Source organism: Spirulina sp. LEGE 11439 (genome assembly GCF_059821285.1).
On the sequence record NZ_JCAMRX010000070.1, the window covers coordinates 12745 to 28319 of the forward strand.

Annotated in this window: 13 protein-coding genes; 6 read left to right on the forward strand and 7 right to left on the reverse strand. The window is 44.0% G+C overall.

The genetic code is table 11. The annotated features are described in order from the left end of the window. Positions 1-47 precede the first annotated feature (47 nt). Complete coding sequence (locus AC6RV6_RS27285; protein ID WP_500244050.1) at positions 48-755, reverse strand: response regulator transcription factor; 708 nt, start codon at positions 753-755, stop codon at positions 48-50. 347 nt (positions 756-1102) lie between these two features. Here AC6RV6_RS27285 and AC6RV6_RS27290 point away from each other — a divergent pair, with 347 nt between their 5' ends. Then, positions 1103-1729 carry a CPP1-like family protein gene (locus AC6RV6_RS27290; protein ID WP_500244051.1) on the forward strand — a complete coding sequence of 209 codons (627 nt, stop codon included), beginning with the start codon at positions 1103-1105 and terminating at the stop codon, positions 1727-1729. Between the two features lie 157 nt (positions 1730-1886). Here AC6RV6_RS27290 and AC6RV6_RS27295 read toward each other — a convergent pair whose 3' ends face one another. Beyond that, complete coding sequence (locus AC6RV6_RS27295; protein WP_500244052.1) at positions 1887-3380, reverse strand: DUF4335 domain-containing protein; 1494 nt, start codon at positions 3378-3380, stop codon at positions 1887-1889. Between the two features lie 66 nt (positions 3381-3446). Then, entirely contained in the window at positions 3447-4031 is a 585-nt protein-coding gene (locus tag AC6RV6_RS27300; protein ID WP_500244053.1) for a DUF3038 domain-containing protein, read from the reverse strand. Positions 4032-4140: 109 nt separating this feature from the next. Here AC6RV6_RS27300 and AC6RV6_RS27305 point away from each other — a divergent pair, with 109 nt between their 5' ends. The 3 genes from AC6RV6_RS27305 (at position 4141) to AC6RV6_RS27315 (ending at position 7201) form a co-directional block, all read left to right on the forward strand. Then, positions 4141-4833, forward strand: a complete 693-nt coding sequence (locus AC6RV6_RS27305) for a response regulator (protein ID WP_500244054.1) — start codon at positions 4141-4143, stop codon at positions 4831-4833. A gap of 241 nt (positions 4834-5074) precedes the next feature. Further along, complete coding sequence (locus tag AC6RV6_RS27310; RefSeq protein ID WP_500244055.1) at positions 5075-6769, forward strand: SpoIIE family protein phosphatase; 1695 nt, start codon at positions 5075-5077, stop codon at positions 6767-6769. Positions 6770-6772: 3 nt separating this feature from the next. Further along, a complete protein-coding gene (locus tag AC6RV6_RS27315; protein ID WP_500244063.1) occupies positions 6773-7201 on the forward strand; it encodes an ATP-binding protein in 429 nt (142 codons plus the stop codon). Positions 7202-7313: 112 nt separating this feature from the next. Here the strand turns inward: AC6RV6_RS27315 and AC6RV6_RS27320 are convergent, their stop codons facing one another. Both AC6RV6_RS27320 and AC6RV6_RS27325 read right to left on the reverse strand, forming a co-directional pair. Beyond that, the gene (locus AC6RV6_RS27320; RefSeq protein WP_500244056.1) at positions 7314-7661 is read right to left on the reverse strand and encodes a phenylpyruvate tautomerase MIF-related protein; all 348 of its coding nucleotides are present in this window, start codon (positions 7659-7661) and stop codon (positions 7314-7316) included. 71 nt (positions 7662-7732) lie between these two features. Further along, positions 7733-8215, reverse strand: coding sequence for a flavin reductase family protein (locus AC6RV6_RS27325; protein WP_500244057.1), 483 nt, complete (start codon positions 8213-8215; stop codon positions 7733-7735). A gap of 387 nt (positions 8216-8602) precedes the next feature. Here AC6RV6_RS27325 and AC6RV6_RS27330 point away from each other — a divergent pair, with 387 nt between their 5' ends. Next, the gene (locus tag AC6RV6_RS27330; RefSeq protein ID WP_500244058.1) at positions 8603-11128 is read left to right on the forward strand and encodes an ATP-binding protein; all 2526 of its coding nucleotides are present in this window, start codon (positions 8603-8605) and stop codon (positions 11126-11128) included. 130 nt (positions 11129-11258) lie between these two features. Here AC6RV6_RS27330 and AC6RV6_RS27335 read toward each other — a convergent pair whose 3' ends face one another. Further along, positions 11259-11864: a hypothetical protein gene (locus AC6RV6_RS27335; protein WP_500244059.1), complete on the reverse strand. Its 606-nt coding sequence runs from the start codon at positions 11862-11864 to the stop codon at positions 11259-11261. A gap of 163 nt (positions 11865-12027) precedes the next feature. Between AC6RV6_RS27335 and AC6RV6_RS27340 the strand changes: the two genes are divergently transcribed. Then, positions 12028-14274, forward strand: a complete 2247-nt coding sequence (locus AC6RV6_RS27340) for a heavy metal translocating P-type ATPase (protein WP_500244060.1) — start codon at positions 12028-12030, stop codon at positions 14272-14274. On the opposite strand, the gene AC6RV6_RS27345 is transcribed toward AC6RV6_RS27340, so the two are convergent. Continuing rightward, positions 14257-15426 carry a sensor histidine kinase gene (locus AC6RV6_RS27345; RefSeq protein WP_500244061.1) on the reverse strand — a complete coding sequence of 390 codons (1170 nt, stop codon included), beginning with the start codon at positions 15424-15426 and terminating at the stop codon, positions 14257-14259. The two genes, AC6RV6_RS27340 and AC6RV6_RS27345, sit on opposite strands and share 18 nt — an antisense overlap. Positions 15427-15575: the final 149 nt, after the last annotated feature.

Sequence of the window (15575 nt, forward strand, 5' to 3'; positions counted from 1 at the left end):
GCGATCGCCGACTCGCCTCTCGTGCTGGTCTCATTCCCCAGACCAATTTAAGGGGAGGGTGGCTCAAAACGATAACCATAACCGCGAATCGTCTTAATAAAAGAGGGTTGAGAGACATTCGTTTCGATTTTTTTACGAATTTGTCCGATGTGTACGTCTACGACCCTCTGATCCCCCACCATGTCATCATAATCCCAAACTTCTTTGATCAAAGTGGGACGACTCAAGGCTTGATCGGGATGGGTGGCAAGGTAATAGAGCAAATCGAACTCTAAGGAAGTAAACGACACGAGTTGGTCGTTTATTTTCACTTCCCGTCGCTGGGGATCGATCGCCAAATAGCCAAACACGAGCATTTCCTTATCGGGAGGCAGCATGACTGCCCGCTTGCGTTTGAGGATCGCCCCCACTCGAAATTCCAGTTCTTGCAAATCAAACGGTTTGGTTAAATAGTCATCGGCTCCTTTGCGAAAGCCGATCGCTTTATCCTCCGTATCATTACGACTGGTGAGCATTAACACAAAAACATCCGTCCCTTCTTGCATTTCCTCGCAGAGATTATAGCCGAGAGCATCGGGCAGGTTGACATCAAGAATCACCAGATCGGGATTGAACTTGTCGAATAAGGCTAAGGCAGACTTGCCATCAGCCGCCGATTCCACTTGATAATTTTTTTGCAAGAGAAATCGTTCGACGAGGTTTCGAATCGCTGGGTCATCATCCACAACAAGAATTTTGATAGAGTCCGTCGCCATAGTTTTTCTTTGGAAAAGCTAAAAAACTAGATATTATGACTTAAAGTAAGGTTGATTAACCCAAGAGTGTACTCGGTATTCTAGACAACAGCATTCTAGACAACAATAGAGACACTGCTAGGTTACTCTAAATAGATTAGGTCACCCTCGAAATCTTGACACCCGAGCAGCATTGGCTTTCTCGGACTGGCAAGCCAGTTTACCGACCTCTTAAGATCGAGCTACACTAGCTTTAGAGGGAGTGCGATCGAGAGTTAACGCTGAAGCATTGGCCACTCTATTTATTAAACCAGTGTAGAATTTGCAGCAACCAAAGGCAAAGATGGGACTATTGTGGAGGTTGTTTGATGAGCGAACAAAATCCCTATGAAACTCTAGGGTTAACACGAGACGCTTCTTTTGAAGAAATTCAAAATGCCAGAAGCCGTTTGAGTCAACAATGCGAAAATGACGGCAAGCAAATGCAAACCGTTGAGGCTGCCTATGATGCGATTATCATGGATCGCTTGAAAATGCGTCAAGAAGGCAAAATCAAGGTTCCCGATCGCATTCGCTTTCCAGAACGAAAAGCGGAAGCCCCACCCCCGGTTACTTTGAATGCACCAACGGCTGCACCGGGCTGGGCACAGCAGTTTATCGATACGCCTTCCCGAGGGGATATTCTTTGGCCGGCTGCGATTTTTTTGAGTTTGGCAATTTTAACTTTGTTAGCGCCCAGCGAAAATTCGACTCTGGCCTCTCTGGCACTTGCATTGGGATTTTGTGCCAATCTTTATTTTCTCAATCGTAAGGAAAACCGATTTGGTCGTGCCTTGCTCATGACCTTTGTTGGATTGTTATCGGGTTTGGCGATTGGGGGTCTTCTGTCGGGCTTGGTGAGTTCTCCCATTGGCAATGGTGGGGCTTCTCCGGTAGAGTTAGCGGAATTGTTGACTTTCTTGCTCTTCTGGTTAATCAGTAGTTTTCTGCGCTAATTTAGCCCAATTAATCCTTCAGATGAGGGATTAATTGGGCTAATAGGTGAATTTTTATTAAGTTTGATGAAAAACTATCAAAAATATAATGAGAGTATTTTTTGTCGTGAAAGATTATTGTCCTCTTCATTCTGCTTTTCCCTTCCCGATTGATTTCTCATGGCCTCTGAGAACTATCCCAAATCGTCTGTACTGAACCATCGACTCCCAAAATGAGGCGCATTTGCAAAGTTTGATAATGGTTTGCTGGGGCGACAAAAGGTTGTCCTAGTTTGGGCATGGGGGTGCGATCGAGATAGGCGCGGGCAAGCTCCCCCAAAGGTGTAATTCTTTCGAGAGACCCATCATTTGCTAAATACAAGCGATACTCTAAAGTCTCGGATAAATTTTCTGGGGGGTGCCACCGTTGTTGGAAATAGCCCCTAACTTGAGAAACTCGAGGCGGTTCAACGGGTTCGGCTCTCTTCGCGATCTCTTCTCGCACCCCTGAAGTAGAGGGTACGGGAGCGGGGGATTCTCGCCTCTCTGGGCGCTCTAATCCTCTCGAAGCGGAAGAAGGTGGAATAGGGGCAGAAGCAGCCTCGGGCAAGTTGTCTGAGTCCGGAAATCTGTCGCGAGGGGAGGCAGCCGCGAAGGTTTCTTCTTCTGGGGGAGAAGAGGGGAGATTTTCGGATAAGGGGGAGCTTTCTAAGGGGATATCGTCTTGCGATCGCGATCGCCCCTCGGAGGTCACGGCGGGCAGATTGGGCAGAATAGGTTCTTCGGCGGGCAAAACTGAAGTCATTTCGTCGCTTTCCTCATCGAGAGGAGGTGGAGAGGCTGTTGAGGATCGGCTTTGATTGAGAGGACGAGGGGGACCGGGGATAACAAAGGGCGCATTCGGGGCTGGAGGGGCGGTAACCACTGGTGGGGGAGTCACTTGGCCGCGTCCGGACAAGTCCTTGGGAAAATCGGGATCGGGGGTGGGAGGAGGTTCGGGGAGAGGGGGTAAGGGTTCGATCGGAGCCGTCGCGATCGAGGTGGACTCTGAAGAGGATGTAATCGCCAGTTGACTTTGAGGTGGCTGAGAGAATCGCGCGATCGCCGTTGCCAGTCCTGCCGTTACCACCAGCAAAGCGGCAACTTTTCCCCAAACAGGAACGAGAGGAGTAGAAGAAAGACGAGTCACTTGGGGTAAGCGATCGATCTCCGTACTATACTCGTCGAGAGCCGTCGCGAGATCGAAAAGTTGAGTCGCGCTCAGAGGGACGATCGCGGTTGAGTTTTCCGAAGCCAGTTGTCCGAGAACGAGATCGTGAAATAACAAGCCTTGAGGTTGAAGATGGGGAAAAGTCTCCGAGGAAGCATTGGCCGAGGGAGAAAGGGCGTTCTCGGCAATCAGGGAGGTCTTAGAGAGGAGCGGGAGGCTGGAAGCAGAAGAGGGTAATAAAAAATCTTGAACGTAAGTCGTGACGATATCGCACAATCGGTCTAATTGTTCGCGATCGCCCCGAGCGATGGGCGGATCTTCCTGAATTTGTCTGGGATCGTCAAAGCGCAATTCAAAACGTAATTCATCAACAAGAGACTTACCCCAAAAACGAGCCAGAGGCGATCGCTTGGCAACAATTTCTAAAGTACAAGTGGGCGGTGTATAACGACGAATAAGCATTGGTTATTGGTTATTGGGTATTGGGTATTGCCAATTCTTTACTGATAACTGTTTACTGATAACTGTTCACTGAATAAGTGCCAACCATAAGCGGCGATGTCCGTTAGTTGCACTGTAAAAGAGTAAATCGATTAAGAGTTTTAAGGCGAGGCGATCGAGTCCGCTAGTGGAAATGGCGGTATTTTCCTCCATGCGCTCTTGATAGGCATTACAAAACTTATCTAAATAATCTCCCAACAAAGCGGCTTGATGGGGTGGGCGCTCATCCTGTACCATTTGCTCGAGCAAGGCAACCGCCCGACGAATCAACTCTTGATGCTTTTGCGCCAGACAACAGATAATAAGCACCAGCGATCGCGCTTCTTCTACATCTAATTTTTTGCGCCCCCCCGAACTTTTCCGTAAGGGATTGGACTGACGCAAGCGCCACAATCCAACGCGATCGCCAATTCGAGTCTCTAAGCCCAGTTCTTTGGCGGTTTTGAGAATAGCATCAGAACCAATCCCGATCAGGGCTTCTAACGCCAGCAAAACCAAATCGAGATGGGTTTTAATATTATCGAGTTGACCCCTATTGGGGGATGCCGCGAGGGTTAAATCCTGCCACAATTGTTCGTGTTGCCGATCGAGTTGGGGACTGCTGGAGTGCATAAATTTAGCTTAGCGAAGCGATCGAGTTAGGAGGCTGCCGTTACCATTCTGGCAACATTAGCTCTATTTATATTCTTTAATTTAGAGAGGATAAACGGGAAAAAAGGCTATGAATCATATTCGAGTTGTCTTAATTGAAGATCACGATCTCACGCGCATGGCATTAAAAACCGCACTGCGAGAACGAAGTGAAGTCGATTGTGTCGGGGAAGCTGCCAACGGAAAAGAGGGCTTGCAATTAGTGCGAAGTCTCGTCCCCGATGTGGCGATCGTCGATATTGGCTTGCCCGATCTCGATGGTATCGCCCTGACCCGCGAGTTAAAAAGTATGCCCTCGGCAACTAAAATCTTGATTTTAACCCTACAGGATAACGAAGAAGCCGTCATGGCCGCTTTTGCCGCCGGGGCGGATTCCTATTGCATGAAGGATACTAAATTAGAATGGCTTCTCGATGCCATCCAGACCACTCATCAAGGCAATGCTTGGATTGACCCCGCGATCGCGAGAATCGTCCTCTCCTGCGCCCGTAATGAGAGTGCCAACAATCCCGATCTCAACCTAGGGCGAGCGAATTCTTCCTCAAGCAATCGTCAACCCCCTCATTATTCTCTCACCGAACGCGAACTCGAAGTGCTGAAACTCATTGTTGAAGGGTACAGTAATGCCGAAATTGCCAAAGAACTCTATATTACAGTGGGTACGGTGAAAACCCACGTTCGCAATATCCTCAATAAACTGTGCGCCAACGATCGCACTCAAGCTGCCGTCCAAGCCTTGCGTTCCGGCATTGTCAAACTCTAACAATTTTTATTATTCATTGGTCATCGCTCCTTGTTCAAAGGATGATATAGTTTGAAAAGTGTAGGGTGTTCATCAAGTCTTTTTCCTATATTGAAGAGTTGATTAACTCTCGATGCGGATTAAAAAGGATTAATCTCTATCGCTGAAACCGACCAGAGGCAAAACCGACCGGACAGTAATCCCCTTAAATCTCCAAATTTCCTATTCCTTTCTTTTTCAATCAGCCAACTGGAGAAAGTTAATGAGTCAGGTAAGTTCCAAGAAACTGAAACTGATGGTGGTAGACGATGAACCCGACAATCTAGACTTGCTATATCGTACATTTCGGCGGGATTTTAAGGTCTTCAAAGCAGATGGAGCTTTAAGCGCTCTAGAAACTTTGGACAAAGAAGGGGAAATGGCCATTATTATTTCCGACCAGCGAATGCCCGTCATGAACGGGACGGAATTTTTGAGCAAAACCGTCGATCGCTTTCCCGAAACCATTCGCATTCTCCTCACGGGCTATACCGATGTTGAAGATTTAGTTGATGCGATTAACTCCGGGAAGGTATTTAAGTATATTACGAAGCCTTGGAGTCCGGAAAATCTCAAAGATGTCATCCAGCAAGCCTCCGAAACTTACAAAGTTCTCAAGAAAAGGACAAATGAACTGCGACGCGCCTTGAAGCGAGAAGAGATCCTCAATGTCGTCACGCGGACGATTCGCGAATCTTTGGACTATCAAGATATGCTACAAGCGATCGTCAAGACCATCGGTGAAAATTTTGAAGCCGCAGCCGGACTTCTCAAACCGATTGAAAGCGATCGCCTCGCAGTCGATTCATTCTTCTACCAAAATGGGGAATCAACAGCAGAATTAAGCCAAGAAGCTGGTTTTCCCCTCGATATGCCATCATTACTCGAACGAGTTCTCGAAACTCGCGAAACGCAAACCCAAGAATCTTCTGGCAATGACGCTCGCCTACAATTGGCAGTCCCTCTCACCGCTCAACAAGATATTCTTGCCATTCTATACCTCACTCAAGATCGGGCAGCAACACCTTGGACGGAAGACGAAATCAATCTTCTCGAATCCGTCGCCGAACAAGCCGCTTTAGCCGTTTCCCAAGCGAAACTCTATCAGCGCACCCAACAACAGGCCGAAAAAATGCGGGCTGAATTAGAGGTCGCCCGACAAATTCAGCATAATTTACTGCGTCAGAGTTGGGGTGATACCGGCAGTGTTAAAGTTCAAGCCAGTTGTTATCCCGCTCGAGAAGTGGGAGGCGATTTCTTTGAGGTTTACATTCATCCTCAAGGAGATATTTGGCTGGCTGTGGGAGATGTTTCTGGGAAAGGAGTTCCCGCCGCATTATTTATGGCCAGTGCCATTTCGATTTTGCGTCGCGAACTTGCCCAAGAAACCTCCCCCGTTCCCGAGACGGTGCTACGAAATCTCAATCAAACCATGAATGACGATTTATTTAGTACCAATTGTTTTATTACGATGGTCATTGCTTGCTACACTCCGGAAACGCGGTGCTTGCGCTATGCCAATTCCGGACATATCTACCCGATGGTTTGGAATCATTCCACCAGCATGCAGCAAGCGCAAACCGATCCCACCCGTAGCCTCGAACCCAATTATTTAAAAGCGAGAGGTGTACCCGTGGGAATTTTACCGACTTGGAAAGGAAAAGCAGGTGAGATAACCTTAAATTCGGGAGATGTGTTTCTGTTAACCAGCGATGGTATTACAGAAGCCACCGTGACGCGAGAGGATTCCCCCAGTGCGTCGCAGACGAATACCATGCTCAATCAAGATGGCCTTTGGCAATTGATTCTCGAAGAATCGTCAGCCTTTGACCTCAACAGCTTGCTCGAGCGCTTTCGCGACTGTACCACCCAAGTTCAGGAAGACGATCAAACAATGCTATCTTTGGAGGTTTTGTAGTTGATGAAGACGGAACTCAAAATTCCGAGCGATCTCAAGTTTTTAACGGTGGTCGAGCGTTGGTTGCTCGATTGTTTGGAACTGGAACTTGGGGATTCAGTGGATTGGCCGCGCCAGTCCAGCCGCCTGCGCTTGGCGCTCGTGGAAGCCTATTCTAATGTCGTGCGCCACGCTCATAAAGAGCAAGCTCAGATTCCCGTTCTTCTCCGTCTCGAACTGAAAAATCGAGATTTAGCGTTGGAGATTTGGGATACGGGGAATGGCTACGATCTCGATACTTATGCGCCTCCGGTTCCCGAACGGAAACAGGAAGGCGGCTATGGTTGGCTCATTATGAAACGATTAATGGATAAGGTCGAGTATCAACTGCAAGTCAATGGCGGACGAAATTGCTTAAAACTGCAAACAAATTTGCCGGAAATTGCTTCTTAACTCATTTTGCGCTCAGTTCAGAATTATATCGGGAGGGCGCGATCGCGCCCTCCCGATAAAATCAACCCAAGAGAATCCGAGGATAAGGCAAACGTCCTCGGATTTTATACACTTAAAAAGTTGTTCCTTTCCAACCCCAGAGATGGCGTTCCGCATCGGCAAATTCAATGTAAATGCGATCGCTTGGAATCTCTAGAGCTTGAGAAACCGTTTGACAAAAATCTTGACTCATGGCCTGTGTTTGTTCTGGCTTCATCATGCCAATACTTTTAATTTCCAGAAAACAAACGCGATCGGGACTGCCCGCAAATGTCATGGGTACATCTCCTTCAAAAGCCGTCATCACATAATTTTCCGACTTGCCCAAATGCTGCGCTAACTTTGCTGACAAACTTTCAAGCAAATTACCAACAGTTTTGACATCGGGTGAAGCAGTCGATTGAACTTTAATAAAAGGCATAGTTTTAATTGAGTAATGAGGATTCAGTAACCAATAATCGATCGCAATTCATTATTCATTGCTTATTGAAATCAGCCACCATATTGCCAACCGGTACTTTCAAGTAATAAAGGTTTTCCTTCGCGATGAACTCCCGCAGCGATGACTTCTCCGACAAAAACCGTATGGTCGCCTTCATCAACACTCCCGATGACGCGACATTCTACATAGCCCAAGGAATCAGTAATAATAGGGCATCCGGTTTCTTCCCCGAGGGTAAAGTCAATATCTGCTAATTTATTACCGACTCGACGTTGGGGCTTAAAAAATTTGCCCGCTAAATCTTTTTGTCCTTCTTCAAGAAAACTCAAAGTAAAGACACCACTATTTTTAAGCATGGTATGAGAGCCAGAATCTTGGCGCACGCAATTGATAACTAAAGGGGGCTTGAAAGAACCTTGCATGACCCAACTGGCAGTAAATCCATTGAGTTCTTCTCCATCTTTAACCCCACAAATATATAGTGCGTGAGGGATTTTCAATAACATTGTTTTCTTGGCGCTTTCGTCTAACACGGATTTTCCTCTAGCAAAATTGTTCTTATGTTTTAGTTTATCAAAACTTGCGATCGCATTTAGAGGCACATTGGGTTATGATTGAAAAAGAAAATACGAGCATTAGTATTTCCCCCGAAAATAGACAAGAGATTGTTAAGCAATGTCATTAAGAGTTGTATCAGCAATTCGGTTTCGGTTCGGGTTTTATACTTATGTCCTCAAATCATTGAGGCTCATTTCAGTAAAATTACGGTGCATTCCTAGCAAGGAACAAACATATTCAACTTCAACATAATTGATAACTTGTTTGCTCTTGACTTAATAGATTTCTTGCCAAAAATAGAAGCCCAAATGGAAGCCCAATGATTGCAAGTTGCTTGTCCCTCTGCAATCCCCAGAAAAATTATGGAATTAAGTAACCTTAGTCGCGTTTCTCTTGATAATCCCGAGTTAATTGAAAAAGAACCCCTTCGCACCCTCGGCTATATTCAATCGTATGGCGTTCTCCTCGCGTTGCAAGAACCGGAATTAACGATCGCGCAAATCAGTGATAATAGTGCCAAGATATTAGGGATTCACGCCGACGATTTAATTAATCGTCCTTTGAGTCTGCTGTTGGGTCAAGAACAAGTCCAGCAAATCCAACAAGCTCTCACTCGGTCAGATTCAGAAACCGCCTTAAAATTATCCCTACAAGCCGAAAATTTTGCCCAAGAAGGCGATCGCGAAACCTTCTTTGATGGGATCCTCCATCGGTCGGGGGAAAAGGTCATCCTCGAATTAGAACCCCTGCCGGTACAACAAACCTTTAACGGTTTAGATTGCTATCGTTCAATTCATCGTATCGCCACCAAACTACGCCAGATCGACGACCTACAAATCTTTTTTCAAAGCACGGTTACTGAAATTCGCCAACTCACCGGCTTCGATCGCGTAATGCTCTATCGCTTTAGCGAAAAGGGTCACGGCAGTGTAATTGCCGAAGATAAACAAGACGATCTCGAGGCCTTTTACGGATTAAACTATCCTGTTTTTGATATTCCCCCAACGGCACGAGAACTGATTCTCAGAAGGGGAGTACGGCTTCTTGCCAATCTGGAAATGCCTTCCGCCGATATTCGCCCTCCATCGCCCCAAGGCAAGCGTTTAGATTTAAGCAATGCTATCTTGCGCGGTACATCAGTTTGTCATACCGAGTATCTCAAAAATATGGGGGTTGCCGCAACGCTTGTCATTGCGATCGCCCGAGAGGGAAAACTGTGGGGCTTAATTGCCTGTCATCATTATGCCCCCAAATATCTTCCCTACGAAATGCGGGCAGCCTGTAAATTACTCGGCCAGATTATTTCCTTGGAAATGGCCACAAAAAAAGATCGCGCGGATAGCGATCGCGAACATCACCTTCATGATGTGAGAGTAAAGCTGATTGAATGGATGTCTGTAGAGGAGAATATTAGCCAAGGATTGACAAATTCTCCCACCCATTTACTCGAGTTAACCGGAGCAAACGGAGCCGCAATTTGGCAAGAGGGTGAATGCACCCGCATGGGAAAAACACCAGCATCTGAAGCGATCGCTACTTTAATTGAGTTCTTGTACGAGAATTATCCCCAAGAAAAAATTATTTATACTCATTCCCTCGTCCAATTTGCTCCTGTTTGGGAGAGCTATAAAGAGACAGCTTGCGGACTCCTTGCCATTTCCCTCTCGGAAATCGAGCCGAAATATATTCTTTGGTTTCGTCCAGAAACCCTGCAAACGGTGAATTGGGGTGGAGATCCCGACCGTTCCTTACAAAAAGGAGAGGATGGAAAATTTATTCTCTGTCCCCGACGCTCTTTTTCCTTGTGGAAAGAGTTAGTGTATTTAACCAGTATACCGTGGAAGCCTTGCGAAATTGAAGCGGCTTTGGGACTGCGAGAGGCGATCGTGAGAATTGCTCTGCGAAAAGCCGATCGTCTCACAAAACTCTATGCTGCATTGCAAGCGTCGGAAGCACGAGAACGAGAAAAAGCCGCTCAATTGGCAACAACACTGCTAGAATTGCAGCAAATTCACCAACAATTACTCGACACGCAAACTCAATTGATTCAAAGTGAAAAAATGTCCAGTTTGGGACAATTGGTTGCGGGGGTTGCCCACGAAATTAACAATCCTGTTAACTTTATTTATGGAAACCTCGCTCATGCCGAACAAAGCGTTAAAGATTTAATTGGAATGTTAAATCTTTACACTCGATTCTATCCCGATCCGGTGGCAGAAATCCAAGAAGAAGCCGAAACTATTGACTTGAATTTCACTTTGCAAGACTTACCCAAAATTCTCGGTTCTATGAAGGTTGGCGCTCATCGCATTCAGGAAATCGTGCAATCTTTACGCAATTTCTCCCGTTTAGATGAAAGCGATCGCAAAACTGTCGATCTTCATCAAGGCATTAATAGTACCTTACTGATTTTAGGCGATCGCTTACAGGAAAAAACCGGCGGTTTTGGCATTCACCTCATTAAAAATTATGGCGACCTACCCAAAATTGATTGTTATCCGGGGCAACTCAATCAGGTTTTTATGAATCTCCTCACGAATGCGATCGACGTTCTTGAAACTCGCGATCGCATTCGTTCCCCAGAAGAGATACAAGCCAAACCCAGTACGATTTCTATTACTACTGAAATTGCCCCGAGCGATCGGATTACAGAACCGCATTTGATCGTCTGTATTGCCGATAATGGCACAGGGATTACTCCAGAACATCAAGAACGATTATTCGATCCTTTCTTTACAACTAAATCTATTGGTAAAGGGACAGGAATGGGCTTAGCGATTAGCTATCAAATCATCGTTGAGAAACATGGTGGTTATCTAACTTGTCAATCTAAGTTGGGAGAAAGAACTGAGTTTACTATTGAAATTCCTCTCAGACAAAAAGGTTAAAAAAATGTCAATATATTGAACGGCTTCTCGATCTTTTTGAGCCAGATATGGTTCAGTAATATTCACACAATCTCTTTAAACTTGTAGAGATGTAGAGTTCTATTTCTCTACAAGAGAGGAAAAATTAGTGTTACAAACAATCTCCCAGACAACTTTTTAAAATACCTAATAATTTGCCAATATCTTTGATATAATATTCGACAGTATCAAGATAGACAATTGTCTCCTCAATCTTTAAAAATCGCCAGTTTGTGCCAGATGTAACGACACCATAGATAGTTTGAATCTCATTCTCTTCTCGCTGATTAAAAATTTGTGCGGCTATCATTTCAGCGATACATTGACCTAATCCCGAGATAATATCTTCTTTCTTCGCCTCAACAATTGCAATAACAGGAGCACGAATTAATAATTGTTCTGGGGATAAACTAATTAAATAATCACAAATCCCATTGAGTCCTTTTTCCATATCAACATTAAAATCTTTTCCTGAAAATAAACCAATTTGGTAATTTAACTGTCTTCTGAGTTCTAAAAGAATGGGGGTAATAATCATCTCCGATCGCGATTTTTCTGTGTTAATGGTTACAGCTAAAGTTAAATTTTCTTGTATTGTAAAAGCAAGATATTCGCTATATTCAACTTCATCAACATCAGCGAATAAGTTGACTCTTTCATTCAAAGTAATAGCAAATTGTTTGAGGATATCATTAATCTGAAAGTTACTGTAAGACATTATTTTGTTATCTCCAAGGGCAAATTCTCAGCCTGTCAATTCTTAAGATATCCTAAAAATTTATTAATCAAGATGAATTAGAGAAATTTTCCCGTTTTTTCTCTTGACTCTCCCCTTGACTGGAGACTTTATCCTTAAGAAAGAAGTTCATCGGGAGGAAGTCATGCAAACCCATCTACAATTACAGGGAATGAGTTGTGCGGGATGTGCCAGTCGCATCGAAAAAGCCATTCAAGAGGTTTCTGGGGTGAATGGCTGTAATGTTAATTTTGCCCTATCTCGTGCGACTGTTACCTACGATCGCCATACAACCACTCTCGATCGCATCCAAAAAGCAGTAGAAAATGCAGGCTATCGCGCTTCACTTTTAGTAGAAGAAGACTCGGAAGATACAGAAAAAAATATCCGAGAAAGACGACAAAAAGAATTAAATAAAAAAGTTATTGTCGGTGCGATCGCGAGTTTTTTTCTCATCTTTGGTTCGATCCCGATGATGACGGGATTGCACGTTCCTTTTATTCCGATGTGGCTGCATAATTCTTGGCTACAATTAGTGGTTAGTTTACCGGTTATGACTTGGTGTGGTAAGGACTTTTTTAGCGGTGCTTGGAAAGCATTAAAACACCGGACAGCAGATATGAATACCCTAGTTTCTTTAGGGACGGGATCGGCTTATCTGTATTCTTTGTTTGCTACCTTTTTTGCCGATTTTTTCCGCGATCGCGGTTTAGCGCCTGATGTTTATTATGAGGCTGCAGTCGTTATTATTACGCTGATTCTTTTTGGTAGATTATTAGAAAATCGCGCTCGGGGAAAAACGTCGGAAGCGATTCGTAAATTAATGGGTTTACAAGCAAAAACAGCACGAGTTATTCGAGATGGGAAAGAACTTGATATTCCGATTAAAGATGTTGTAGTTGGCGATATAATTCTCGTGCGTCCGGGAGAAAAAATTCCTGTAGATGGGGAAATTATTTCCGGAACTTCTACAGTTGATGAAGCGACGATCACGGGAGAATCTATGCCCGTGCAAAAGCAAGTTGGAGATGAAGTCATTGGAGCAACAATTAATAAAACGGGAAGTTTTAAATTTCAGGCTTCTCGTATTGGCAAAGATACTGTTTTGGCACAAATTATTAAATTAGTGCAAGATGCCCAAGGGAGCAAAGCTCCTATTCAAAAACTAGCCGATCGTGTAACAGCTTGGTTTGTGCCGACTGTCATGATCATTGCGTTAATTACCTTTATTATTTGGTTGATTTCAACGCAAAATATTACTCTTGCTCTAATCGCAATGGTTAGCGTTTTAATTATTGCTTGTCCTTGTGCTTTGGGTTTAGCAACTCCGACCTCAATTATGGTAGGAACGGGAAAAGGCGCAGAGAATGGGATTTTAATTAAAGGAGCAGAAAGTTTAGAAACTGCTCATCAATTAAATGCAATTGTTTTAGATAAGACGGGAACGATTACCCGAGGGAAACCTAGTGTCATTAATTATATTACTGTCGGTGGTGTTGCTGAAAGAAATGAGCTAAATTTGTTAACTTTAGCCACAGCAGTTGAAAAGAATTCCGAACACCCATTAGGTGAAGCGATCGCGGAATATGCCCGAGATCAAGAAATTGAAACATTCCCAGAAGTCACGAATTTTGAAGCGATCGTCGGCATGGGAGTACAAGGAAAAGTCGCGGGGAAATGGGTGAGAATTGGGACACAACGTTGGTTTAAACAGTTGGGAATTGAGACAGAAATTTTAAGCGATCGCGCCCGAGAGTGGGAAAGTGAAGCGAAAACAACCGCATGGATCGCAGTTGAGGGCAAAGTAGAAGGATTATTTGCGATCGCCGATGCCTTAAAACCGGCTTCAATTGAAGCGATCGGAATTTTGAGAAAGATGGGTTTAGAAGTTGTGATGATGACAGGAGATAATCGAAAAACGGCCGAAGCGATCGCAAAAAAAACAGGAATTCAACGCATTTTTGCTGAAGTACGACCCGACCAAAAAGCCGATAAAGTCAAGGAATTACAAGCAGAAGGAAAAACCGTCGCGATGGTGGGAGATGGGATTAATGATGCCCCTGCATTGGCACAAGCAGATGTAGGCATGGCGATCGGAACGGGGACAGATATCGCAATTTCTGCCAGCGATATTACCTTAATTTCTGGAGATTTACACGGCATTGTTACAGCAATTCAACTTAGTCGCGCCACTATGAAAAATATCCGTCAAAATCTCTTTTTTGCCTATATTTATAATGTTTTGGGAATTCCCATTGCGGCGGGAATTTTATACCCTTTATTAGGCTTATTGCTCAATCCTGCGATCGCGGGTGCAGCAATGGCATTTAGTTCGGTTTCTGTTGTCACAAATGCCCTCAGATTGCGAAAATTTTCAGTTAATAGGATGTAGCGATCGCTCTTTAGCAATAGTAAAATTGGACACTGTATCGAGTTGAATGGGAAGCGTTATTTTAAATTCTGTTCCGCGATCGATTTCAGAAATAACTTCAATTTTCCCTTCATGCTTCTCAATAATACGATAACAAATGGATAAACCCAAACCTGTTCCTTGCCCGACAGGTTTAGTCGTAAAAAAGGGATTAAAAATTTTCTGATGAATGTCATCAGGAATGCCGGGGCCATTATCTTGAATGCTAATCTGAATTTCCGATTCTTTTATCTTACGAGTGCAAATTGTAATCTGTTTGGGTTCAATATCGCTACTTAACAGCGCATCAATACTATTCACAATTAAATTGAGAAAAACTTGATTGAGTTGAGCGGGATAACAAGAAATTTGAGGTAAATCTCCATAGTCTTGAATGATTTCAATCCCTTGTTTGATTTTACTGCCGAGAATAATTAAAGTACTATCAATTCCTTCGTGCAGATTAACATCTTTAACTTCTGCTTCATCCAAACGGGAGAAATTTCGCAGAGAAGTCACGATCTCTCGAATGCGCTGCGTCCCCATCCGCATTGATGCCAATATTTTCGGGAAATCAGATTGAAGAAAATCAAAATCGATCGCTTCTAGTTTATCCTGAATATGAGGTTTGCAATCGGGATAAGATTCTTGGTAAAGAGTGAGTAAATCAAATAGATCGTTAAGATATTCTGTTGCATAGGTGATATTCCCGTGAATAAAATTAACAGGATTATTAATCTCATGAGCAATTCCGGCCACCATTTCCCCCAAACTGGACATTTTTTCAGTTTGAATGAGTTGCGCTTGGGTTGTTTGCAAAGCGGCTAAAGTTTCTTGTAGTTCTTGGGTACGTTTTTCAACTCGTTCCTCTAAAAAACATTGTGCATCTGCGAGTTCTTCTAGTTGTCGTTTAACTTTACTAATCAGTTGATTGAGAGAATCAGCTAATACTCCTACTTCATCGTTAGTTTTAACAGGGATTTGCAAATCATAATTAGAGTCTTGCGTAACTTCTCGAGCCATTTTTGTCAGAAGTTCGAGAGGACGGGCAATTTTTCGTCCGGTATAAGTAGAAAGAATAATTGCGATCGCGATGGAAAACAATAGACTAGAAATAATAATTTGTTCTCGCAACTCTTTGGCCTTTTCGGTTTGACGATTGGCTTCTTTTTGTTTTTCTTCAGCTACTTGATGAAGGTTTTCTAACTGACCCGTTAATTTCTCAAACTGGGGTCTACCGAAGTTGTTGTGCTAAAAAGAGATAAATAGTACAGTAAAAATGA